Source organism: Arthrobacter sp. NPDC056691, from assembly GCF_042791415.1.
Taxonomy (GTDB): Bacteria; Actinomycetota; Actinomycetes; order Actinomycetales; family Micrococcaceae; genus Arthrobacter.
Map to the genome: position 1 here is coordinate 13,841 of NZ_JBHTXX010000028.1, position 22,167 is coordinate 36,007.

Sequence of the window (22,167 nt, forward strand, 5' to 3'; positions counted from 1 at the left end):
CAACCGGCTTTGAGATGTCTGTCTAGGCCCAGAACACCCCACTGCGGTGAAATTTGGATGAAGTTGTCCACTTAACCACAGCGGCGGGCACCAAAGTTATCCACAGGTGTGGATGAAGCCGCGCACATTGTCCTTAACCGGCTCATCGGCCTGTCATCCCGGGGTCTGGCCGGTGACTTACACCCATGTAAGTTATTAACAGTGTGGATAACCGCTGTGGAAAACCCACCGGCGCAGGTCCACGACGGAGGTGCACCGGCTGCGGCCTGCGCACACAAAAATGCCCCCGCTTCGGAAAGCGGGGGCATGGGGGAGGACTGGACCCGGCAGAGCTGCCGGAGCCCCAGCGTCAGGACGCCACGAGCACCCGGTACCAGGACGCCGCCACCAGCAGGGCCATCACGAGCGCCAGCCCGCCCGCCTGCAGGATGTTGCGTCGCGGGCCACGTGGGGCGTAGGCGATGGCAGCTGCGCACAGGGCGCCGGTGATGAAGCCGCCCAAGTGGGCCTGCCAGGCGATCTGCGGCACCATGAAGCCGATGACGCCGTTGATTGCGATCAGTACCCAGAGCTGTCTTGTCTCACCGCCACGGTGGCGCTGCACAACGAGCATGGCACCGAACAGCCCGAAGATCGCGCCGGAGGCGCCCACGAGTCCCACGGGCCCGCCCTCGGGCAGGATCGGTGTCAGCAGCAGGTATCCCACCGACCCGCCGATGGCGGACAGCAGGTACACAGCAAGGAAACGGATCCGGCCCAGCAGCGGTTCCAGCGCCTGGCCGAAAATCCACAGGGTGTACATGTTCAGGACGATGTGGAGCAGGAAGCCCTGGGAATGCAGAAAGGCCGAGGTGAGCATGCGCCACGGCTGGAACACCCCGTACTCGGGCGTCGCATAAACCGATGCGTAGGCGAGGGTCCGGAACACCGCGTTTCCGGGAAGCAGCCACTGCAGAACAAAGAGCAGGACACACGCGGCGATGATCGCGTATGTCACCACAGGCTTGCCGGACGCGACGGCACCGCCGTAAACGGTCCGTGCTGTCGGCGTCGTACGCTTTGCCTCGTTGACGCAGTCAACACACTGGAATCCGACGGCGGCCGCGCGCTGGCACTCGGGGCATGCCGGCCGCCCGCAACGCTGGCAGCTGACATACGAGGGCCGGTCCGGATGCCGGGGGCACACCGGTACCTGCGCTGACGGCTCCGCCGCCGGAGTTCCGTAGCTCATGTGGCTAGAGCTGCTCGATGTCGATGCTGTTGATGGTCACATCTTCAACCGGGCGGTCGCCCATGCCGGTGCGGACACCTTCAATGGCGTCCACAACCTTCTTGGATTCATCGTCAGCAACTTCACCGAAGATGCTGTGCTTGCCCTGCAGCCAGTCGGTGGGGATGGTGGTGATGAAGAACTGTGAACCGTTGGTTCCCTTGCCCATCTGGATGCCGGCGTTGGCCATGGCCAGCTTGTAGGGAGCGCTGAAGCTCAGCTCGGGGTGGATCTCGTCGTCGAAGCGGTAGCCCGGTCCGCCGGTGCCGCGGCCCAGCGGGTCGCCGGCCTGGATCATGAAGTCCTTGATGATGCGGTGGAAGATGGTGCCGTTGTAGAGCGGCGTGCCCGTCTTGTCCTCGCCGGTTTCCGGGTGGGTCCAGGCCTGTTCGCCGGTGGCCAGTCCGACGAAGTTCTTAACAGTCTTCGGCGCGTGGTTGCCGAAGAGGTTCACAACGATGTCGCCGAGGCTGGTGTGGATGGTTGCTTTTGCAGTTGCTGAGGCAGTCATACGGCCATTCTTTCACGGCGCGTCAACGCGAACCCGGGCGGAAAAGACAGTTCCGCGCTCGGTGAAATCCACCGTGAATCCGCCGGAACAATAGCAGCCCGGCTATTCGTACACGTAGGCTAACAACAGAACCGTCACATTAATCGGGAGGTAGTTGTGAAGAAATCGGATCGTATTGCCCGCGAACTGGAGTTGTCGGTCAGTTCTGCAGTTGAGAACGCAAAAGACCGCGTGGAAGCAGCAGTGGACTGGGCAGTTCCCCGCCTGCAGCACGGCATTGATACGGCTTCCCCCAAGATCCAGGAGGGCCTCAAGGTGGCGGCCCACAACCTTGCCGACGGTGTCGCCACGGTAACCCCGCGGCTCCAGGACGGTTTGGCGCAGCTTGCCCCGAAGATCCACGACGTCGTGGAAGGCGCCACCCCATACATGCATGACGCACTGGACCGGGCCACACCCGTTATTGCGCAGGCCCGCGACCGCGTAGTGGTGGAGTACCTTCCGCGGCTCTCGGACCAGATCGGAACCGCTTCCGAGGCTGTCCACAGGACACTCGAGGGCACCCCCGCCCGCGTTGACGCCGTGGCCCAGAAGCTCGGCGACGTCGGCATCATCCACACCATCCAGGAACAGGCCCATGTTGCCGGCGGCCACCTGAAATCAGCCGCCAACGAGGCCAGCCGGGCAGTGACGGGCAAGGCGCTGGTAGTGGAGCCCCAGAAGCCGAAAAAGCGCGGACTCCTCATTCTTGGGGTGATCACAGCGGCCGTAGCCGCCGGCGTGGCCGCATGGAAGGCGTCAAAGCCGGTCGAGGATCCGTGGAAGACCCCCGCGCCCGTGACGCCCGCACCCTCGACGCCGGTTGCAACCACCCCGGCAGCCTCCGCCACCCCGGTAGCTGAGAGTGCCGTGTCCGAAACTCCGGCGCCGGTTCCCGCCGCAACCACGTCGGCTTCGTTGGAAGACTTGGCCTCCTTGGAAGAGGACAACGCCGACGCCTCCGCCGATAAGGCAAAGCACGTTGCCGACGACGCGGATTCCGACGCCGGCCAGGTTGCCACCGATGAAAAGACTGCGGTGAAGAACATCGCATCCAACATCGGGAACGGTGCCGATAAGAAGGCCTAGCCAAATGCCCGCAGGGCAGTAACAAGAGGGGTTCCGCAACGGCGGGGCCCCTCTTGCCGTCTCTGCGGGAGTATCCTGTGCCCTCCCTGCCTGACGGGCACTGTGCCGCCGTAATGGAAAGCATCGGTGCTAAGTTTGAGGTGATGTCACCCGATAGATCCGCAGAGGATGCCTTGACTGACACTGAGCCGCGCGTATCGATTGTTATCCCGGCCTACAACGAGGAAAGTGTTATCCGGCAGTGCCTCATCGCGGCGGTCTACCAGTCGGTTCCGGCGCACGAGATCATCGTGGTGGACAACATGTCCAAGGACCGCACGGCATCGATCGTCACCCAGATGCAGCAGGAGTACCCGGAGAGCCCCATCATCCTGCTCCGCCAAGACATGGCGCAGGGACTCATCCCCACCCGCAATTTCGGCCTGGACAACGCCACCGGCGACGTCCTGGGGCGGATCGACGCCGACTCGGTGGTCGAACCTGACTGGGTGGAGCAGGTGCAGAAGGCCTTCGAGGACCTCTCCACCTCCGCCGCCACCGGGCCCGTGGTCTATTACGACATGCCGATGCGCCGCTTCGGACTCAAGGCAGATGACAAGATGCGCCAGCTGATGCTGAAACTGGCCAAGCACCAGTACCACTTCCTGTTCGGCTCCAACATGGCCCTCCGCCGGTCCGCGTGGGAGACCATCCGCGGTGAAACCTGCCGGGATGAAAAGGATGAGATGCACGAGGACATCGACCTGTCCCTGCATCTCGCGGACCACGATCTCAAGGTCCAGTACTGGCCGCAGATGGTCTCCGGGATGTCGGCCCGCCGGCTTGAGGACTCACCGCGCGACTACAGGTACTACGTGACGCGCTTCGACCGCACGTACAAGGCCCACAACGTGAAGAAGATGGCCCTCAAGGCACCCATGGTGGTCTTCTTCTCGGTGTATTTCCCGGCGAAGCTGCTGCGCGCCATCCACACCGTGAACACCAGCCAGCCGGTCCGCCGCGGCGGCCAGTAGGCCGGCGTCGTCAGTCGGTCCCCAGCCCGGCCAGTCGGCGCTCCTCAGGAGGCTTGCCCCGTCGGCCTTTGCCGTTCCGCTGTCCGGCCACCACAACGGCGAGGCCCACGAGGATGAACGCCAGCCCGACGTAGGTGCCGGCTGGCAGCTTCTCGTTCAGGAACACGGCGGCCAGCAGTGCTGCACCGGGTATTTCGAGCAGGATAATCATGGATACCAGCAGCGGGCTCATGGTTGCCAGCAGGTGGTTGAATGCCGTATGCCCCACGAGCTGGGCGCACACCGTGATGGCCAGAATTCCCAGCCAGCCGCCGGCGTCGAACCCGGTCAGCGGCTGGTTGGTGAATATTGCCAGTACCGCCACCAGGACAGCGCACATGCCGTAGCAGAGGGCCGTGTAGGTTCCGGTGGTCATGCTCTGGCGGGCCCGGCCGCCGGCAAGGGTATAGATGCCCGCTAGTAGCCCGCCGGCCATGGCCAGGACGTCGCCCAGCAGGGCATCTGGGGAAGTGCCCATGTCGAAACCCGTAATGGCCACGACGCCGCCGAAGGAGATGCCCAGGCCCACCAGCACCTGCCAGCGGTGCCGCACGCCGCGGAAGAGCTGAATGACGGCGATCCAGGCGGACTGCAGGCAGACGAGGGCGGTAGCCGCAGCCACGGAGGTCAGCTGCAGGGACGTGATGAAGCAGGCGAAGTGCAGGGCCAGGGCCACGGCCGCAACGAGCGACCAACGGAACTCGTAGCGCCCGATCCGGCTGAACTGGCGCGGTTCCCGGATCAGGGTGGGGGTGGCCATGACGGCGGCCGCGATGGCATTGCGCCAGAAGGCGATGGCGAGGGCCGTGACAGTGGTGGCGCCGAGCGTGGCGGCGATGAGCGGTCCTGATGAAGCCACGCCCAGGACGCCCAGGGCTGCAAAGAAGAAGTTCACGCTTCCACAGTAATGTGCCGGCCACACCCCGCCGGTTGGGGCCGATTGGGTCTGTCGAACCCGGGGGGGGAACCTCCACGGGCCGGCGCAGGAGATTAAAGCAAAAGGCCCCGGCCGTTTCCGACCGGGACCTTTCTTATGGTGGAGGCACGGGGACTCGAACCCCGAACCCCCTGCTTGCAAAGCAGGTGCGCTACCAATTGCGCCATGCCCCCATAAGAAGCAACCCGTCCATCATACCCTAGTTCCGGAGGCTGGCTGACCAGCCTCCGCACCGGGATCCGGGCTATTCAACCTTGTCGGTTGATTCGCTCCAGACTGTCTTCCGGGCTTCGGATTCCTGCACCTTTTTCTTGTACAAGAGGACGCCTGCGACTGCAGCTGCAATAACCAGCAACTTCTTCACACGCACCCCGTTCCGGCTTGATTCCTGGGAATCGCACCTAAACCTCGACTTGAACCTGTGCAGGTTCCGTGGGCGTACCAGGACTTGAACCTGGGACCTCTTCGTTATCAGCGAAGCGCTCTAACCGCCTGAGCTATACGCCCCGATGCCTCATCGGGCCGAGACATGACTCTACAGCACATCCCGGCCCGATCTCAAATCGAGGCATTCCGGCAGGGTTTTCCCGCGGAAATACAGGGTTTTTAGTCGTCTGTCAGGGTCACGCCGATGCCGCCAACAAGGGTTGCCGAAATGTTGTACAGCACAGCTGACAGCATGGACAGGGCAGTCAGCAGCACAACATTCACAACGGCGATGATGGTGGCGAAGGATGCCACCTGGCCGAGCGAGGCGACCTTCTTCAGCTCGAAGCCGCCGCCCTCGGAACCGGCAAGGGTTCCCAGCAAGCTATCCACCTGGTCGAAGATTCCGGTCAGGTCGAGTACGGTCCACAGCACGATGGCGGCGACCACCGTGACGATGCCGAGAGCGACGGACAGCAGGAACGCCATCTTCAGGACGGACCAGGGGTCCACCTTGCTGACCAGCAGCCGGGCGCGGCGCACCTTGGCCTTCGGAGCCGGTTTGACCAGCCCCGGAGCACCCGGCGCACCTTGGGGGCGCTGTCCTGGCGCCGCCGGGCGCTGCGCCGGCGCGGCCGGCCGCTGGCCCTGCGGACGCTGTCCTGCGGGCGCCGGGCGCTGTCCCGCACCTGCGGGGCGCTGTCCCGGAAGTCCCGACGGCGTGGCCGGGCTCTGCTGGGGACGCACCGGGGCGTTCACCCGGGGAGCGGATGCCGGCTGACGCATCCCGCCGGGACCATTACTGCTCGGCTTGGGAAATGAGTCGGAATTGCTCACTCGTTACCTCCGGTGTTGTCTTCGTTCGCCTCAGCATCGCCGGACGTTCCTTCTGCTTCATCGGCCAGTGCTGAAGCCGCCGCTGCGGATTCCTCGTCTGGTCCGGCATCTTCAGCCAACGTTACGTCATCAGCGGCGATAGCCAAGATTTCTGACGCACCCGGTTCATCGGCGTGGTCGGCTTCAGACTCTCGCTCGGCGCTGGCTTCAACTTCGGCTTCGAGGCCGCGTTCGGTGTTGCGGGCAACCTCGATGATGCGGTCGTTCTTGTCCGGCTTCGCGAAGATGACACCCATCGTGTCGCGGCCCTTGGCCGGGACGCCGGCCACGGATGAACGGACAACCTTGCCGCCGCCCATGACCACCAGGACCTCGTCTTCCTCCTGGACGATCAGCGCGCCCACAAGATCGCCGCGTTCTTCGGCGAGCTTAGCCACCTTGATGCCCAGGCCGCCGCGGCCCTGGAGCCGGTATTCCTCGACTTCCGTCCGCTTGGCGTAGCCGCCTTCGGTCACGACGAAAACGTAGGAGCCCTCGGCCACCACGTTCATGGCCAGCAGTTCGTCGTCCTCGCGGAACTTCATGCCTGTCACGCCGGACGTGGCCCGGCCCATGGGACGGAGCGCGTCGTCGGTGGCCGTGAAGCGGATCGACTGTCCCTTGCGGGACACCAGCATGAGGTCATCCGTCTCGGAAACCAGCTGCGCGGAGACCAGTTCATCCTCTTCCCGGAGGTTGATGGCGATGACGCCGGCAGACCGGTTGGTGTCGTAGTCCTCCAGCCGGGTCTTCTTGACCAGGCCGCGCTTGGTGGCCAGCACCAGGTACGGCGCGTGCTGGTAGTCCTTCAGGTCCAACACCTGTGCAATGTGCTCGTCCGGCTGGAAGGCCAGCAGGTTTGCCACATGCTGGCCCTTGGTGTCGCGGCCGCCCTCGGCAAGTTCGTAGGCCTTGGCCCGGTACACCCGGCCGAAGTTGGTGAAGAAGAGCAGCCAGTGGTGGGTGGTAGTAACGAAGAAGTGTTCCACCACGTCATCGCCGCGCAGCTGGGCACCCTTGATGCCCTTGCCGCCGCGCTGCTGCGAACGGTAGTTGTCGCTCCGCGTCCGCTTGACGTAGCCGCCGCGGGTGATGGTGACCACCACTTCCTCTTCGGGAATGAGGTCTTCCATGGACATGTCGCCGTCGTAGCCCATCAGGATCTGGGTGCGACGGTCATCGCCGTGCTTGGCCACGATCTCGGCGAGTTCCTCGCTGATGATCGTGCGCTGGCGTTCCTCCGAGGCGAGGATCGCGTTGTATTCGGCGATCATCGCCTCGAGCTCGGTGTGGCGGTCCTGGATCTTCTGGCGTTCCAGGGCAGCGAGCCGGCGGAGCTGCATGTCGAGGATCGCGCGGGCCTGGATCTCGTCGATGTCCAGCAGCTGCATGAGGCCATCCCGTGCTGCCTCGGTGGTGCTCGAGGCGCGGATCAGGGCAATGACCTCGTCCAGCATGTCCAGCGCCTTGAGAAGGGCACGCAGGATGTGCGCTTCTTCCTCCGCCTTGCGCAGGCGGTAGCGCGTGCGCCGGGCGATGACATCCAACTGGTGGGTGACCCAGTGGCGGATGAAGGCATCGAGGCTGAGGGTGCGCGGCACCCCGTCCACGATCGCCAGCATGTTGGCACCGAAGTTCTCCTGCAGCTGGGTGTGCTTGTAGAGGTTGTTCAGCACCACCTTGGCGACGGCGTCGCGCTTGAGGACGATGACCAGGCGCTGGCCGGTGCGGCCGGAAGTTTCATCCCGGAGGTCGGCGATGCCTTGAACCTTGCCGTCCTTGACCAGTTCGGCGATCTTGATGGCCAGGTTGTCCGGGTTTGCCTGGTAGGGCAGCTCGGTGACCACCAGGCAGGTCCGTCCCTGCAGTTCCTCGACATTCACCACGGCGCGCATGGTGATGGAGCCGCGGCCGGTGCGGTAGGCATCCTCGATGCCCTTGTGGCCCAGGATGGTGGCGCCGGTGGGGAAATCCGGTCCCTTGATCCGCTTCAGCAGTTCTTCGAGCAGCTGCTCGCGGCTGGCGGTCGGGTTGGCCAGGTACCACTGGACGCCGTCGGCCACCTCGCGGAGGTTGTGCGGCGGGATGTTGGTGGCCATGCCGACGGCGATGCCCGAGGAGCCGTTGACCAGCAGGTTGGGGAACCGTGCCGGGAGGATGGTGGGTTCCTGGTTCTTGCCGTCGTAGTTGTCCTGGAAGTCGACGGTCTCCTCGTCGATGTCACGGACCATCTCCATGGCAAGGGGCGCCATCTTGGTTTCCGTGTACCGCGGGGCCGCGGCACCGTCGTTGCCGGGTGAGCCGAAGTTGCCCTGGCCCAGCGCCAGCGGGTAGCGCATGGTCCAGTCCTGGATCAGGCGCACCAGTGCGTCGTAGATCGCCGTGTCACCGTGGGGGTGGTACTGGCCCATGACCTCGCCCACCACACGGGCACACTTGTTGAAGGCGCGGTCCGGGCGGTAGCCGCCGTCGAACATCGCGTAGAGAACGCGGCGGTGGACCGGCTTCAGCCCGTCACGCACATCCGGCAGCGCACGGCCGACAATGACGGCCATCGCGTAGTCGAGGTAGGAACGCTGCATCTCCGTCTGCAGGTCCACCTGCTCCACGCGGTCGACCAGCACGTCGCCCTCCAGCACCGGCTCCGTGCCGTCCGGGGACTCGGCCGGGACCTCAGGTGTTTCGTCACTCATAGTCTGTATTTTCCGTTTCAGGTATATGTCTGTTCTGGAATATCAAGGGCGCAAACCCGCTAGATATCGAGGAACCTGACGTCCTTGGCGTTCTGCTGGATGAAGTTTCGGCGGGATTCGACGTCCTCGCCCATCAGCACGGCGAAGATCTGGTCGGCGGCCGCTGCGTCCTCCATGGTGACCTGCAGGAGGGTGCGCCGGTCCGGGTCCATGGTGGTGTCCCAGAGTTCGGTGTAATCCATCTCGCCCAGACCCTTGTAGCGCTGGATACCGTTTTCCTTCGGAATGCGGCGGCCCGATGCCTGGCCGGAAACCAGCACGGCGTCACGCTCACGGTCGCTGTAAACGTAGTCGTGCGGCGCGTTGGACCACTTGATGCGGTACAGCGGCGGCTGGGCCAGGTAGACATAGCCGTTCTCGATCAGCGGGCGCATGTACCGGAACAGCAGTGTCATCAGCAGCGTGGTGATGTGCTGGCCGTCCACGTCGGCATCAGCCATCAGCACGATCTTGTGATAGCGCAGCTTGCTGAGGTCGAAGTCCTCGCCGATGCCCGTGCCGAATGCTGTGATCATGGACTGGACCTCGTTGTTGCCCAGCGCCTTGTCCAGGCGTGCCCGCTCCACGTTGAGGATCTTACCCCGGAGCGGAAGGATGGCCTGCGTCTCCGGGTTTCGACCGCGCTTGGCCGAACCGCCTGCCGAGTCACCCTCCACCAGGTAGACCTCGCACTTCGCGGGATCCTTCGAGGAGCAGTCGGAGAGCTTGCCCGGCATGCCGAAGGACTCCAGCGGGCTCTTGCGGCGCGCATTGTCGCGGGCCTTGCGCGCAGCCATGCGAGCCTGCGCGGCGGAAATGGCCTTGCGGATCACGTCGCGCGCCGGGGCGGGGTTGCGTTCCAGCCAGTCGCCGAGCTGGTCGGTGACCACGCGCTGCACAAAGCCCTTGACCTCGGAGTTGCCCAGTTTGGTTTTGGTCTGGCCCTCGAACTGGGGCTCGGACAGCTTCACCGAGATGACGGCCGTCAGGCCTTCGCGGATGTCGTCGCCGGTGAGGTTCTCCTCTTTTTCCTTGATGATTTTCTGCTCCCGCGCGTAGCGGTTGATGAGCGACGTCATCGCGGCACGGAACCCTTCTTCGTGGGTTCCGCCCTCGTGGGTGTTGATGGTGTTGGCGTAGGTGTGGACGCTCTCGGAGTACGCCGTGGTCCACTGCATCGCCATCTCGACGGCGATGTGCCGCTCGGTGTCCTCGGTCTCGAAGGCGATGACGTCCTCGTGGACAACATCCACCTTCTTGCTCGAGTTCAGGTGCTTGACATAGTCGAGAAGACCATCGTTGTACTGGTAGACCACGGTGCGGTGCTCGGCCAGGACCTCGCCCTCGGTCAGCACGCCGTCCAGGTCCAGGTCGCCGGCATCGTCCGTGCCGGCCGCCGCCTGGCGCTCGTCCGTCAGGGTGATCTTCAGTCCCTTGTTGAGGAAGGCCATCTGCTGGAAGCGCGCGCGGAGCGTCTCGAAGTCGAATTCCACGGATTCGAAGATGCTCGGATCCGGGTAGAAGGTCTGGGTGGTTCCCGTCTCGGCAGTTTCCTCGCCCTGGACCAGGGCGCCTTGGGGCTTGCCGCCGTCGGCAAAGGACATGCGCCAGACGTGGCCCTGCCTGCGGACCTCGGTGTCCACGCGGCTGGAGAGCGCGTTAACGACGGAGATACCCACGCCGTGCAGGCCGCCGGACACGGCGTAGCCGCCGCCGCCGAACTTGCCTCCGGCGTGCAGGATGGTCATGACCACCTCGACGGTCGGCTTGCCCTCGGTGGGGTGGATGTCCACCGGGATGCCGCGGCCGTCGTCTGTTACCTTGACGCCGCCGTCCGCCTGCAGAACAACTTCGATGTGCGTGCAGTAACCTGCCAGTGCCTCATCCACGGAGTTGTCCACAACTTCGTACACCAGGTGGTGCAGGCCGCGCAGACCGGTGGAGCCGATGTACATGCCGGGCCGTTTCCGTACGGCCTCGAGGCCCTCAAGAACGGTGATGTCGCTGGCGCCGTACTCCCGCGGTGTGGCAGTCTCAGCCGGGGCGCCGGACGTCCGGGCATCCTCCGCTACAGGCTCCACTGCCTCGATATCTGCATTGTCGTTAGCCACAGGCGCTTTCGACTCCTCTATGTTCGATGATGGCCGGCCTCCGCCGTCCGCCGGGGAAGGGCGTCCGCCAAAAGGCACGTCACTGCCAGCGCCAGCTGCTCGGTTGACCTGCGGAACCGTTCCCACGCGGAAAAAGCGCTGGAAAACGGACTCAGTCAACGTTTCACCGGCGCCCAGTTATCTAGAGGAATTCTATCGTGAAACATCGTCGATCCCCGCATTGGCGGGGCGCCGACGCGGCTCAATATGCCTCTCGCTGGCCATTGGCCCCGCCTGCAAGGCTCCAGCAGTCCCTGTTTTGGACTCCTATACGGCCGACGGCGGTTTAAGCGCCCTGCACGCCGTTTGTGCTGTCGGCTATCCGTACGTGTCCCTCGGCCCGCGTCCGTTGACAGTGCGGCCGCCCTTGCGCCAGTTCGGGGCGGCCGGCCCCAGCACCTGGATGCTGGTGACCACTCCATCACCGAGTTCGGTGCGGAACTTTTCGAGCAGGCTCATGCTGAGCAGCCGGAGCTGCGTCGCCCAGGCAGTGGAGTCGCACCGGACATGAAGGGTGGTGTCGGTGAAGCTTTCCGGGGTGCAGTGCGCGGCGATTTCCGGTCCCACGAGTGCCGGCCACTCGGCCATGACCGAGCCGACGGCGACCGGGGAGGTCCAGCCGCGCTCGGCAACCAGCCGCCCCACCACCTTTCCCAGCCCCAGGGGGTCGCGTCCGGTGGAGTGGAACTGGCTGAAGCCCCGTGTTCCCTGGGCCGCAGTTCGCGGTTTTTGTCCGGTGCCTGCCCGTGGCGCTTTCCGGCGGATCTCCCCACGGGCAGCCGCCGCCTCACGCATCCTGTTTAGCGCCGCCTGGGCGGCATCGATTTCATCGGGATCGCGGCCCGGCTGCAGGCCGCCGTCCTTATCCCTGTTCATCGATTCCTCCCGGAATTACTTTCACCCGCCGGCCCGCAAGCTCGTCCGGAATATCGGCGTCGACGGCGGCGGTCACCAGCACCTGCTCGGCGCCGGCAACTATTGCGGCCAGTTTACGCCGCCGCTGGACATCAAGTTCGGCGAAAACGTCGTCCAGGATGAGGATCGGCGCTGAGCCACCGGTGCGGGCGTCGTCAAGCATGACGTAGTAGGACGCCAGCCGGAGCGACAGGCACATCGACCAGGTTTCACCGTGTGACGCGTAGCCCTTGGCGGGAGCCTGCCCCAGCACGAGTTCCAGCTCGTCCCGGTGCGGACCTACCAACGAGATGCCCCGTTCGACTTCCCTGCGGCGGGATGCCGCGAAGGCCTGCATGTAGCGTTCGGCGAGCTCCTCCACGGACAACAGGCGAAGATCCTCGGCCGGGTTTCCCGGCCCGGATGGTGCCGTCGAAGCGCCAGCCGGCTCGCCGTCGTCGTCCATTATGTTCTGCAGTGTCGACCTGTAGATCGCATCCGCGGCTTTGGAGCCGTCGGTGAGCTGGGCGTACGCGCTGTTGAGATGAGGCCGAAGGCGCTCAACGAGTTCCAGCCTGGCGTGCAGCAGTTCCGCACCGGCGCGCGCCATGTGCTGGTCCCAGACATCGAGGGTGGCCTCGTGGCCGGCAGTGAATTTCCCGGCCCGCGCCGACTTCAGCAGTGCGTTGCGCTGTTTGAGGACCCGGTCGTAGTCGCTGCGGGTGGCGGCGTGCCGGGGAACCAGGCTCACGAGAAGCTCGTCCAGGAAGCGGCGGCGGTTCGACGGATCGCCTTTGACGAGCGCCAGGTCCTCCGGAGCGAAGAGGACGGTGTGGCAGATGCCCAGCAGGTCACGCGCACGGACGGGGTTGCTGCGGTTGATGCGTCCCCGGTTGGCCCGGCCGCCGTTGATTTCCAGCTCCAGGATGGTGGATTGTTCGCCGCGGACCAGCTTCGCCCGGATCAGGGCGCGGTCGGTTCCGAAACGCAGTAACGGAGCGTCGGCGCTGACCCGGTGGGAACTGAGGGTCGCAAGGTAGCCGATGGCCTCCATCAGGTTGGTCTTGCCGATTCCGTTGGAGCCGACCAGGACCGTGACGCCCGGGCCAAAGCGGAGATCCACCTGGGCGTAACTGCGGAAATCGGTCAGGGACAGGTGTTCTAGGTACACGCGATCTTCAAATTCTCGGGAACCGTCGGGCCGGAAGCCGGGCGGAACCCGGACACGGAGCTACTTGGCCGGACGGGTGGCATGCCCGCCGAACTGGTGGCGCAGCGCGGACACCATCTTCATGGCCGGCGAGTTGTCCTCGCGGGAGGCGAAGCGGGCAAATAGCGCGGCGGTGATCGCAGGGGCCGGCACCGCATTGGCGATGGCTTCTTCCACGGTCCAGCGGCCTTCACCGGAGTCTTCGACGTAGTCATCGATCGAGGCAAGTCCCGGATCCTCGTCCAGGGCCTTCACCATGAGGTCCAGCAGCCAGGACCGGACAACCGTTCCCTTCTGCCAGGCGCGGAAGGTTCCGGGAAGATCCGTAACGATTTCCTTGGCAGCGAGGAGTTCGTAGCCCTCGGCGTAGGCCTGCATCAAGCCGTACTCGATGCCGTTGTGCACCATCTTGGCGTAATGCCCGGCGCCGACGCCGCCCACGTGCACGAAGCTGTCCGCACGGTCACCCTCCGGACGGAGCGCGTCAAAAACCGGAAGTGCACGTTCAATGTCCTCGGCGGCGCCGCCAGCCATGAGCCCGTAACCGTTCTGAAGTCCCCAGACCCCGCCGGAGACGCCGCAGTCAGCGAAGCGGATTCCCTTTTCGGCCAGGGCCGCACCGTGCTTCTGGTCCTCAGTGAAGCGGGAGTTGCCGCCGTCGATCACCATGTCGCCGGGCTGCAGCTTGGCGCCGAGCTCGGTGATGACGGCGTCGGTGATTTCACCGGCCGGAACCATGACCCAGATGAGGCGCGGCGCAGGAAGCACGGCAATGAGGTCGTCCGTGGAGGCGACATCGGTGACCTCGGGGTTGCGGTCGAAGCCGGTGACTTCGATTCCGCCCTTACGCAGCCGCTCGCGCATGTTGAAGCCCATTTTTCCAAGGCCGATCAGTCCGATATGCACCGTGTGAACTCTTTTCTGCGCGGAGGTTTGGGATGGGCGGTCCTCCCAACCAGGTAGCAGCTCGAGGCGTTTTGAAGGCTCAGAAGCCCCTCACCTGCTACCCAGTTGGGGTGTGGCTTAGTTGGGCAGGCGCACCGGCATCACGAGGTAGCGGTAGTCGTCCTGGTCCTCGCCGTCGATGTCGTTCTGTGCGGTAATCATTGCGGGCTTGGGTGCCGTGGTGAAGGAGAATCGCACGAACTTGGTTTCGATCACGCTGAGGCCCTCAACCAGGTAGTGCGGGTTGAAGGCAACGGTGATGTCCTCGCCGGACAACTGTGCCTCGAGCTCTTCGGAGGCCTGGGCGTCCTCACCGGTGCCGGCGTCGAGGTGCAGCTGGCCCTGGGTGAACGCGAGCCGGACCGGGGTGTTGCGTTCGGCCACGAGCGAAACACGGCGGACAGCCTCCACGAGCTCCTGGGTCTGCACCGTGGCGTGAATGGGCGTGGAATCCGGGAACAGCGAGCGGATCTTGGGGTAGTCGCCGTCGACCAGCAGCGACGTGGTGGTGCGGCCGCCGCTTTCAAAGCCGATGAGTCGGCTGTCGTCGTCGGCGATGGCGAGGTTGATGTCACCGCTGCCGCCCAGGGTCTTGGCAACTTCGTTGAGCGTTTTGGCCTTGACCAGGGCACTGGTGGAGATGCCGGGAGTGACAGGCTTCCAGGGAACTTCCCGCATGGCGAGCCGGTAACGGTCGGTGGCCAGGAGGGTGATGAGGTCGTCCTCGATCTCCATCCGCACGCCGGTGAGGATGGGAAGGGTGTCGTCCTTGCTGGCGGCGATGATCACCTGGGACACGGCCTGGGCGAAGGCGTCGCCGGCAACAGTACCGGTGATGGTGGGCAGCGCGGGCAGAGGCGGGTATTCGGCCTCGGGCATGGTGGCGAGGTGGAAGCTGCTTCGGCGGCAGGTGAGGGTCACCTTGTTGCCATCGGTTTCGATGTCCACCGGCGCTGAGGGAAGGCTGCGGCAAATGTCCGCGAGGAGCCGGCCCGAAACCAGGATGGTGCCTTCTTCCCTGATGTCGGCAGGTATTTCAAGCCGCGCGGACGTCTCGTAATCGAAGCTGGACAGGCTGACGGTCCCGGATTCGGCCTTGAGAAGGAGACCGGAAAGCACGGGTACGGGCGGCCGCGGAGACAACGACCGGGCTGTCCATGTGACGGCTTCTGCCAGGACGTCCCGTTCGACTCTGAACTTCACGGAAGGGTGCCGCCTTTCATTGCTGCTGCCATTTTCTGAACGGGAACTCGCAAAGAGCCCACAAGACCTTTGCCCCCAAACCCCGGAACCTGCATGGTCCGCGCATGGCCGACTGCAAACGAACCCAGGGATGGGAGCGCTGCAGACAGCTTAGCCGGAACTACAAGCATTTCCCCATCCCCGCCGTTGCTGCCGGCTCTGCCGGCGGCCAGTGGCCGATCCTTTGGCCGGTGCGTGGAGGTCGGGGAAGGAGATTGTTGTTTGAGGGATTTCAATTTTTTGGGATTAGTAGTGTTAATAACTGCTGTGGAAACTGTGGATAACCCCGTTTCACGGCTCGGATCCGCGGTTAAGCCCTGTTCATGGACTGTGGGTTCGGCACGTTTTAAACAGGCTGTGGATGGGGACAACATTTTTGGCCTGTTTGCGTGATCCACAGACGCCTTAAGGGTTTTAAGCCCATTAACCGCGGTTGTCCCCTTAACTGTCCACAGGGTTATCCACACGCACCTGTTAATAAGGTTAAGAACCTCGGATCAGGAGTCGCGCTGCTGCTGCTTGATGCGGTTGGTGAGCTCCGTGACCTGGTTGTAAATCACACGACGCTCGGCCATGAGTTCACGGATCTTGCGGTCGGCGTGGATCACCGTGGTGTGGTCGCGGCCGCCGAGCTCCTGGCCGATCTTGGGAAGCGACATGTCGGTCAGCTCGCGGCACAGGTACATGGCGATCTGCCGTGCGGTCACCAGCGTCCTGGTCCGCGACTTGCTGCAGAGCTCCTCCATGCTGAGCTTGAAGTAGTCCGCCGTCTGCTGCAGGATCTGGCCGGACGTGATTTCCTGGGCGCCGTCGTCGGTGATGAGGTCTTTGAGCACCATCTCCGCGAGAGCAACATCCACCGGCTGGCGGTTGAGGCTGGCGAATGCGGTGACGCGGATGAGGGCGCCTTCGAGTTCGCGGATGTTGCTGGCGATCTTCGACGCGATGTATTCGAGTGCGTCGTCGGGGGCGGAGAGGCCTTCGCTGAGGGCCTTCTTCCGGAGGATGGCGATGCGGGTTTCAAGTTCGGGGGGCTGGATGTCCGTCAGCAGGCCCCACTCGAAGCGGGATTTCATCCGGTCCTCGAAACCCGCGAGCAGCTTGGGCGGCTGGTCCGAGGTGATGACCACCTGCTTGTTGTTGTTGTGCAGGGAGTTGAACGTGTGGAAGAACTCCTCCAGCGTCCGGTCCTTGCCGGCCAGGAACTGGATGTCATCGATCAGCAGGACGTCGACGTTGCGGTACGTCGTCTTGAAGCTGGCGCCTTCGTCGTCACGGATCGAGTTGATGAAGTCGTTGGTGAATTCCTCGGAGTTGACGTACCGGACGCGGATGCCGCTGTAGAGGCGCCGGGCGTAATGGCCGATGGCGTGCAGGAGGTGCGTCTTGCCCAGACCCGAGTCACCGTAAATGAACAGCGGGTTGTAGGCCTTGGCGGGCGCTTCCGCCACGGCGACGGCTGCGGCATGCGCAAACCGGTTGGAGGATCCGATCACGAAGGTGTCGAAGACGTACTTCGGATTAAGCCGGCCGAACTCGTGTGAAGTGCTCGGCAGCATGGGCTGCGGCTTCTGTTCAATGGAGGGGTCGTTTGCGAGGGAAAGCTCGACGGCGGGTTCGGGCTCTTCGTGGATGGGCACCAGATCGGTGTCGACGTCGATCGCGCATCGGATGTCGTCTGAGAAGACGTTGCGGAGAGCGTCATCGAGGGCGTCCTTGACCTGCGTCTGGAGCACTTCCCGGGTCAGTTCGTTGGGCACTGCGACGAGAAGGGTGGAACCGATGAGGCCCTGGGCCTGCGCGAGGATGACAAAGCCGCGTTGCCGGGGCGAGACGCGGTCGTCCTGTTCGAGAAGATTCACCACGCGCCGCCAGGAACTTCCGACAGTGTTGGCGTGGTTGGCTTCGTCTACTGTCATCAAATTTGGTTCCTCAAAGCTTGCTGCCTGCATTACATGCAGCCGCAAGCCCGAACCAGGGTGCTGGCCCGGCTTAATCCACAGGGTTATGCACAGTCCGTGGATAATCGGCTACTGAGACACTCTAGGGGATGAAAAGCCTAGAAGATAGCTGGGAAGTGCCTTGTGGATAATTACACCGTTGTGGTTCGAAAACGCCGGTTGTGAGCCGCTTCATCCACAGGTTCGGCGCCCCCGTTAGCCACAGCTGGGGAAACACGCCGGGCGGCCTGCTAGTTTGACTCCTGCCCGCGTTTTGCCCTAACGTTGTGGAGTCCTTTGTGCCTGCTTTCTGACCCTATTTTGGACTTCCGGACACTTCGCGTGTTCGGGAAAAACCTAGGGGAAGCAGACACATACAAAACTTAGCGTCGGCCAGTTCTTCCCCTTACTGATCGGGTGGGCGCACCTTTGATCCACTGGAGTAACTAACGTGAGCAAGCGGACTTTTCAGCCGAATAACCGCCGTCGGGCCAAGAAGCACGGCTTCCGCCTTCGTATGCGCACCCGTGCCGGCCGCGCCATCCTGGCCGCCCGCCGTGGCAAGGGCCGCACCGAACTGTCGGCATAAATACTGACTTGTCGGTCTTCTTCCTTCTGCGAGATTAGCGGTGCTTGCCACCCGTAACCGCCTGAGGACTTCAACCGATTTTTCAACAACTGTACGTTCCGGCGTCCGCAATGGACGCCGGAACGTAGTGTTATATACGGCAACTATTGGAGCCGACGAACCCAGCCGCATCGGGTTCATCGTTTCCAAAGCTGTCGGGAACGCTGTTGCCAGGAACCTCGTTAAGAGGAGACTTAGAGAAGCCGGCGCTGTCTCGTTGCACGAGTACGGCACCGGATTCGCTATTGTGGTGCGTGCTTTGCCCGCCTCCGCAACAGCCAGCTGGGATGAACTCCTGGCGGATTACAACGCCGCCTTGGAAAACACCATGAGGCGGCTGGCTGGCCGCCTTCCGGCGGTGACCGGAAAACGGCCAGCTGGAACGCTACCGGACGCAACAACACAGGAAGGGACACAGCGTGCTTGACCCGACTGCCGCCGTCGTCCGTTCCCCGAAGTCCGCAACAGCGGCCGCGGGCAGCTTCATCTGGAACCTGCCCCGCAATATCCTCATTCTTCTGCTTCTGGCCTACCGCAAGGTGGTTTCGCCCTTGTACGGCCAGGTTTGCCGCTTTTTTCCCTCCTGCTCGGCCTACGCGCTTGAAGCGGTCACCGTCCACGGCGCTGTCAAGGGTGGCTGGCTCGCGGCCAGGCGCCTGGCACGTTGCCACCCGTGGAACGCCGGTGGTGTGGACCATGTCCCCGCCGGCCACCGGGAATGGCCTGAAAACCGGACCCCCAGAATTGTTGTGCTGAATAACCCGGATAAGTACCTGGCTGCTCAGACTGATGAAGAAGGCCGCGCTGCGGCCTGACGAATAGGGAATCGTATGGACTTCTTTGGAACAATCATGGCCCCGTTCAAGTGGCTGGTCTCAGTCATTATGGTCGGCTTCCATGACGGATTGAGCTTCATCGGCCTGCCGGCCGCGAACGGCTGGACCTGGACGCTGTCCATCATCGGGCTGGTGCTGGTGATCCGCGCCGCCCTTATCCCCGTGTTCGTCAAGCAGATCAAGGCGCAGCGAGGTATGCAGCTGCTGCAGCCCGACCTGAAGAAGATGCAGGACAAGTACAAGGGCAAGACCGATCAGCTTTCCCGCCAGGCCATGGCGCAGGAGCAGATGGCCCTGTACAAGAAGCACGGCACCAACCCGTTCTCTGCCTGCCTCCCGATGCTCATCCAGATGCCGTTCTTCTTTGCGCTGTTCCAGGTGCTCTCCGGCATCAGCTCCGCCAAGGCCGGTGGCCAGGGCATCGGCGCCATGAGCATTGAGCAGGTCAGGCAGTTCGACGAGTCCAGCATCTTTGGCGCTCCGCTCTCCGCGACCCTGCTTCACGGCACGCCACCCAACGGCAACGTGGTGACGGTGTGGATCCTCTCCATCGTGATGATCCTGGCCATGACTGCCTCGCAGTTCATCACGCAGAAGCAGATCATGGCCAAGAACATGTCCGAAGAGGCCATGGCCAGCCCGTTCATGCGCCAGCAGAAGATGATGCTGTACATCCTGCCCATCGTCTTCGGTGTGGGCGGCATCAACTTCCCCATCGGTGTCCTGATCTACTGGACCACCACCAACCTGTGGACCATGGGCCAGCAGTTCTTTGTCATCCGCCGCATGCCGACGCCGGGATCCCCCGCAGCCAAGGCCCTCGCCGAACGCCGTGCCGCCAAGGGCCTTCCGGCCCTTCCCATCCTGGGCGGCAAGAAGGCCGACGCCGAAGCTGAAGCAGCTGCCGCCGCTGCGGTTGCGCAGGCCCGGACGCAGCGCACTCAGCCACAACGTAAGAACAGGAAGAAGAAGTAATGTCTGTTGAGAGCTCTGAACACGCACTTTCCGCTGAAGCAAGCGAAGACCAGGACTCCGTTGCCGGTACCGTGAACGCGGGCAAGGGCACGTCGGCAAGCCGCCTGGAAGAAGAGGGCGACGTCGCCGCCGACTACCTTGAGGAACTGCTCGACATTGCCGACATCGACGGCGACATTGACATCGAAGTCCGCAACGGACGTACTTACATCTCGATCGTGGCCGAGGAAGAGTCCGCCGGGCTCGAGAGCCTCGTGGGACGCGACGGCGAGGTATTGGAGGCCCTTCAGGAGCTGACCCGGCTTTCGGTTCTTTCCGCTACGGAAAACCGTTCGCGCCTGGTGCTGGACATCAACGGGTACCGCAAGGAACGCGCGGGCCACCTGCAGAAAATTGCCGAGGACGCCGTCGCTTCCGTCAAGGAAACCGGTGAGGCCGTCGCGCTGGATCCCATGAGCGCCTACGAACGGAAGATCGTGCACGACGCCGTTGCCGACCTTGGATTCGTCAGCGAGTCCGAGGGCGAGGGTGCAGGCCGGCACATCGTCGTTTCCGCCGACTGAACCCTTTGGCTGAGTTACAGATGGTTGAAATTACTGCAGCCGAGCGCCAGGCGGCGGAGAAGATTTTCGGGGACCGTTTTGGCCTGGCTGAACGGTATGTCGAGCACCTCGCGACATCCGGCACCGAGCGGGGACTCATCGGGCCGCGGGAGGTCCCCAGGCTCTGGGGACGCCATGTCCTGAACTGCGCGGTGATCGAAAGTGAAATTCCCCAGGGCAGCCACGTGGCCGACGTCGGGAGCGGCGCCGGCCTGCCTGGCCTTTGCCTGGCCATTGCCCGTCCCGACCTGGAACTGACCCTCATCGAACCGCTGGAGCGCCGGGTGATCTGGCTGCAGGAAGTGGTTGACGATCTCGGGTTGAGCAACGTCACCGTCATGCGCACGCGCGCCGAACTGGCTGTTGGAATGGTGACGGCCGACGTTGTGACCGCCCGGGCAGTGTCTGCTCTGAGCAACCTTGCCGGCCTGACCATTCCGCTGCTCGGTGGCGAGGGTGAAGTCGTGGCCATCAAGGGTCGCAGCGCTGCCGAGGAGATCGAGAAGGCAGCCAAGGCCATCCGCAAGCTTGGTGGCGTGGAGACATCCGTTGTCACAGTAGGCCAAAACCTGCTCGAGGAACCCACCACGGTGGTGCGGATCGTAGTTAAGAAGACCCAAAAGAGCGCCTAGCCCCGCACGGTGCCGCGGGTCCACAGGATGTAGCGGTTAGGCTAGAGAACGGCAGTGAAAGCCGAACGAGAGTGAGTGTGTCCCAGTGACCAGTAGCGAAACCTCCACGCAGCGGATTCCCCCGTTCGTGTCCCTGGGGTCGGCGCGTGCCTTTGGCGTATCACCGGTCGCTACCACGGCAAATCAATTCAATCCGGTTGCAGGCACTACTGCTGCCAAGGTTTCACGTGAAACCGCGGCCCGCGGAAACGTGCTGGATACCATGGATGATTCGAGCCCCATTGCACGGGAACTCGCGCACGAGAACCGGCGTCGGGAGCGGCTCCTGGGACGCAACCTGCCGAAGCCGGAGAAGACCCGAATTTTCACGGTTTCAAACCAAAAGGGTGGAGTGGGAAAGACCACGACCACTGTCAACATCGCTGCGGCGCTGGCTGCGGCCGGCCTCAACGTCCTGGTCATCGACATCGACCCGCAGGGCAATGCCTCCACGGCTCTGGGCATTGAGCACCATGCCGACGTCGACAGCATCTACGACGTGCTGATTAACGATATGGCGCTTGAGGACGTGGTGGCACAGTGCCCCGACATCAGCAACCTCATCTGCGCCCCGGCCACCATCCACCTGGCCGGTGCCGAGATCGAGCTGGTCTCCCTGGTGGCGCGCGAACAGCGCCTCCGCCGCGCCATCGACGTCTATGCCAAAGCCCGCCAGAAGAAGGGCGAGCAGCGGCTCGACTACATCTTCATCGACTGCCCTCCGAGCCTGGGACTGCTGACAGTCAACGCCTTCTGCGCTGCCGGCGAGGTGCTCATCCCCATCCAGTGCGAGTATTACGCGCTCGAGGGCCTGAGCCAGCTGCTGAAGAACATCGAGATGATCCAGAAGCACCTGAATGCGGATCTGGAAGTCTCCACGATCTTGCTGACCATGTACGACGGCCGGACCAACCTGGCCGCCCAGGTCGCAGCTGAAGTCCGGCAGCACTTCCCGGACCAGGTCCTTGACGCTGTCGTCCCTCGGTCCGTGCGGATCTCCGAAGCACCGAGCTACCAGCAGACTGTCATGACCTACGATCCATCCTCCAGCGGCGCGTTGTCCTACCTGGAAGCCGCAGCGGAAATCGCTGAGCGTTAGAATTTTCCAAACACAGCAACAGCCGGAGCCCGGCATAGCCGGG

At 63.6% G+C, this 22,167-nt stretch carries 21 protein-coding genes and 2 tRNA genes; 9 read left to right on the forward strand and 14 right to left on the reverse strand.

The annotated features are described in order from the left end of the window. Positions 1-349: 349 nt before the first annotated feature. Together ACFRAU_RS19215 and ACFRAU_RS19220 are read right to left on the reverse strand one after the other, a co-directional pair. Entirely contained in the window at positions 350-1,231 is an 882-nt protein-coding gene (locus tag ACFRAU_RS19215) for a rhomboid family intramembrane serine protease (protein ID WP_377994838.1), read from the reverse strand. A gap of 4 nt (positions 1,232-1,235) precedes the next feature. Further along, positions 1,236-1,781 carry a peptidylprolyl isomerase gene (locus tag ACFRAU_RS19220; RefSeq protein ID WP_377994839.1) on the reverse strand — a complete coding sequence of 182 codons (546 nt, stop codon included), beginning with the start codon at positions 1,779-1,781 and terminating at the stop codon, positions 1,236-1,238. Between the two features lie 156 nt (positions 1,782-1,937). Between ACFRAU_RS19220 and ACFRAU_RS19225 the strand changes: the two genes are divergently transcribed. Beyond that, the gene (locus tag ACFRAU_RS19225) at positions 1,938-2,909 is read left to right on the forward strand and encodes a hypothetical protein (protein WP_378001099.1); all 972 of its coding nucleotides are present in this window, start codon (positions 1,938-1,940) and stop codon (positions 2,907-2,909) included. 143 nt (positions 2,910-3,052) lie between these two features. Further along, a complete protein-coding gene (locus ACFRAU_RS19230) occupies positions 3,053-3,922 on the forward strand; it encodes a glycosyltransferase (protein ID WP_377994841.1) in 870 nt (289 codons plus the stop codon). Between the two features lie 10 nt (positions 3,923-3,932). Here the strand turns inward: ACFRAU_RS19230 and ACFRAU_RS19235 are convergent, their stop codons facing one another. From ACFRAU_RS19235 to dnaA, 12 genes are all read right to left on the reverse strand, one after another. Continuing rightward, on the reverse strand, positions 3,933-4,856 hold the full coding sequence (locus ACFRAU_RS19235) for a DMT family transporter (RefSeq protein WP_378001100.1): 924 nt from the start codon (positions 4,854-4,856) through the stop codon (positions 3,933-3,935). 139 nt (positions 4,857-4,995) lie between these two features. Further along, positions 4,996-5,071 (reverse strand) — tRNA-Ala (locus ACFRAU_RS19240). Between the two features lie 71 nt (positions 5,072-5,142). Continuing rightward, positions 5,143-5,268 (reverse strand): DLW-39 family protein, encoded by a 126-nt coding sequence (locus ACFRAU_RS19245; protein ID WP_377994843.1) that lies wholly within the window; start codon positions 5,266-5,268, stop codon positions 5,143-5,145. Positions 5,269-5,331: 63 nt separating this feature from the next. Further along, positions 5,332-5,405, reverse strand: a tRNA-Ile gene (locus tag ACFRAU_RS19250). A 99-nt stretch (positions 5,406-5,504) separates the two neighbouring features. Next, complete coding sequence (locus ACFRAU_RS19255) at positions 5,505-6,161, reverse strand: DUF3566 domain-containing protein (RefSeq protein ID WP_377994844.1); 657 nt, start codon at positions 6,159-6,161, stop codon at positions 5,505-5,507. Further along, positions 6,158-8,893, reverse strand: a complete 2,736-nt coding sequence (gene gyrA / locus ACFRAU_RS19260; RefSeq protein WP_377994845.1) for a DNA gyrase subunit A — start codon at positions 8,891-8,893, stop codon at positions 6,158-6,160. The genes ACFRAU_RS19255 and gyrA overlap by 4 nt, the downstream gene beginning before the upstream one ends. 59 nt (positions 8,894-8,952) lie before the next feature. Further along, positions 8,953-11,043 (reverse strand): DNA topoisomerase (ATP-hydrolyzing) subunit B, encoded by a 2,091-nt coding sequence (gene gyrB, locus ACFRAU_RS19265; protein ID WP_377994846.1) that lies wholly within the window; start codon positions 11,041-11,043, stop codon positions 8,953-8,955. A gap of 357 nt (positions 11,044-11,400) precedes the next feature. Next, the gene (locus ACFRAU_RS19270; RefSeq protein WP_377994847.1) at positions 11,401-11,958 is read right to left on the reverse strand and encodes a DUF721 domain-containing protein; all 558 of its coding nucleotides are present in this window, start codon (positions 11,956-11,958) and stop codon (positions 11,401-11,403) included. Next, entirely contained in the window at positions 11,945-13,147 is a 1,203-nt protein-coding gene (recF, locus tag ACFRAU_RS19275) for a DNA replication/repair protein RecF (RefSeq protein WP_378001101.1), read from the reverse strand. The genes ACFRAU_RS19270 and recF overlap by 14 nt, the downstream gene beginning before the upstream one ends. 60 nt (positions 13,148-13,207) lie before the next feature. After that, positions 13,208-14,152 carry a phosphogluconate dehydrogenase (NAD(+)-dependent, decarboxylating) gene (gene gnd, locus ACFRAU_RS19280; protein ID WP_378001128.1) on the reverse strand — a complete coding sequence of 315 codons (945 nt, stop codon included), beginning with the start codon at positions 14,150-14,152 and terminating at the stop codon, positions 13,208-13,210. A 57-nt stretch (positions 14,153-14,209) separates the two neighbouring features. Next, entirely contained in the window at positions 14,210-15,334 is a 1,125-nt protein-coding gene (gene dnaN, locus ACFRAU_RS19285; protein WP_377994850.1) for a DNA polymerase III subunit beta, read from the reverse strand. Positions 15,335-15,870: 536 nt separating this feature from the next. Then, complete coding sequence (dnaA, locus tag ACFRAU_RS19290; protein ID WP_377994851.1) at positions 15,871-17,292, reverse strand: chromosomal replication initiator protein DnaA; 1,422 nt, start codon at positions 17,290-17,292, stop codon at positions 15,871-15,873. A 472-nt stretch (positions 17,293-17,764) separates the two neighbouring features. On the opposite strand from dnaA, the gene rpmH reads away from it, so the two are divergent. From rpmH to ACFRAU_RS19325, 7 genes are all read left to right on the forward strand, one after another. After that, complete coding sequence (gene rpmH, locus ACFRAU_RS19295; protein WP_003800212.1) at positions 17,765-17,902, forward strand: 50S ribosomal protein L34; 138 nt, start codon at positions 17,765-17,767, stop codon at positions 17,900-17,902. Positions 17,903-17,942: 40 nt separating this feature from the next. Beyond that, the gene (gene rnpA / locus ACFRAU_RS19300) at positions 17,943-18,368 is read left to right on the forward strand and encodes a ribonuclease P protein component (RefSeq protein WP_377994852.1); all 426 of its coding nucleotides are present in this window, start codon (positions 17,943-17,945) and stop codon (positions 18,366-18,368) included. Next, positions 18,361-18,756: a membrane protein insertion efficiency factor YidD gene (gene yidD / locus ACFRAU_RS19305; protein WP_377994853.1), complete on the forward strand. Its 396-nt coding sequence runs from the start codon at positions 18,361-18,363 to the stop codon at positions 18,754-18,756. The genes rnpA and yidD overlap by 8 nt, the downstream gene beginning before the upstream one ends. A gap of 15 nt (positions 18,757-18,771) precedes the next feature. Further along, a complete protein-coding gene (gene yidC / locus ACFRAU_RS19310) occupies positions 18,772-19,752 on the forward strand; it encodes a membrane protein insertase YidC (protein ID WP_377994854.1) in 981 nt (326 codons plus the stop codon). Next, positions 19,752-20,315 carry a protein jag gene (locus ACFRAU_RS19315; protein ID WP_377994855.1) on the forward strand — a complete coding sequence of 188 codons (564 nt, stop codon included), beginning with the start codon at positions 19,752-19,754 and terminating at the stop codon, positions 20,313-20,315. Before yidC ends, ACFRAU_RS19315 begins: the two co-directional genes overlap by 1 nt. 20 nt (positions 20,316-20,335) lie before the next feature. After that, positions 20,336-20,986 carry a 16S rRNA (guanine(527)-N(7))-methyltransferase RsmG gene (rsmG, locus tag ACFRAU_RS19320; protein ID WP_377994856.1) on the forward strand — a complete coding sequence of 217 codons (651 nt, stop codon included), beginning with the start codon at positions 20,336-20,338 and terminating at the stop codon, positions 20,984-20,986. Positions 20,987-21,071: 85 nt separating this feature from the next. Beyond that, the gene (locus ACFRAU_RS19325) at positions 21,072-22,124 is read left to right on the forward strand and encodes a ParA family protein (protein WP_377994857.1); all 1,053 of its coding nucleotides are present in this window, start codon (positions 21,072-21,074) and stop codon (positions 22,122-22,124) included. Positions 22,125-22,167 lie beyond the last annotated feature (43 nt).

Coding starts and splice junctions, on each gene's coding strand:
- ACFRAU_RS19215 (WP_377994838.1), bottom strand. CDS start 1,231: ATGAGCTACGGAACTCCGGCGGCGGAGCCGTCAGCGCAGGTACCGGTG.
- ACFRAU_RS19270 (WP_377994847.1), bottom strand. CDS start 11,958: ATGAACAGGGATAAGGACGGCGGCCTGCAGCCGGGCCGCGATCCCGAT.
- dnaA (WP_377994851.1), bottom strand. CDS start 17,292: ATGACAGTAGACGAAGCCAACCACGCCAACACTGTCGGAAGTTCCTGG.
- ACFRAU_RS19230 (WP_377994841.1), top strand. CDS start 3,053: ATGTCACCCGATAGATCCGCAGAGGATGCCTTGACTGACACTGAGCCG.
- yidC (WP_377994854.1), top strand. CDS start 18,772: ATGGACTTCTTTGGAACAATCATGGCCCCGTTCAAGTGGCTGGTCTCA.
- ACFRAU_RS19220 (WP_377994839.1), bottom strand. CDS start 1,781: ATGACTGCCTCAGCAACTGCAAAAGCAACCATCCACACCAGCCTCGGC.
- ACFRAU_RS19315 (WP_377994855.1), top strand. CDS start 19,752: ATGTCTGTTGAGAGCTCTGAACACGCACTTTCCGCTGAAGCAAGCGAA.
- gyrA (WP_377994845.1), bottom strand. CDS start 8,893: ATGAGTGACGAAACACCTGAGGTCCCGGCCGAGTCCCCGGACGGCACG.
- rsmG (WP_377994856.1), top strand. CDS start 20,336: ATGGTTGAAATTACTGCAGCCGAGCGCCAGGCGGCGGAGAAGATTTTC.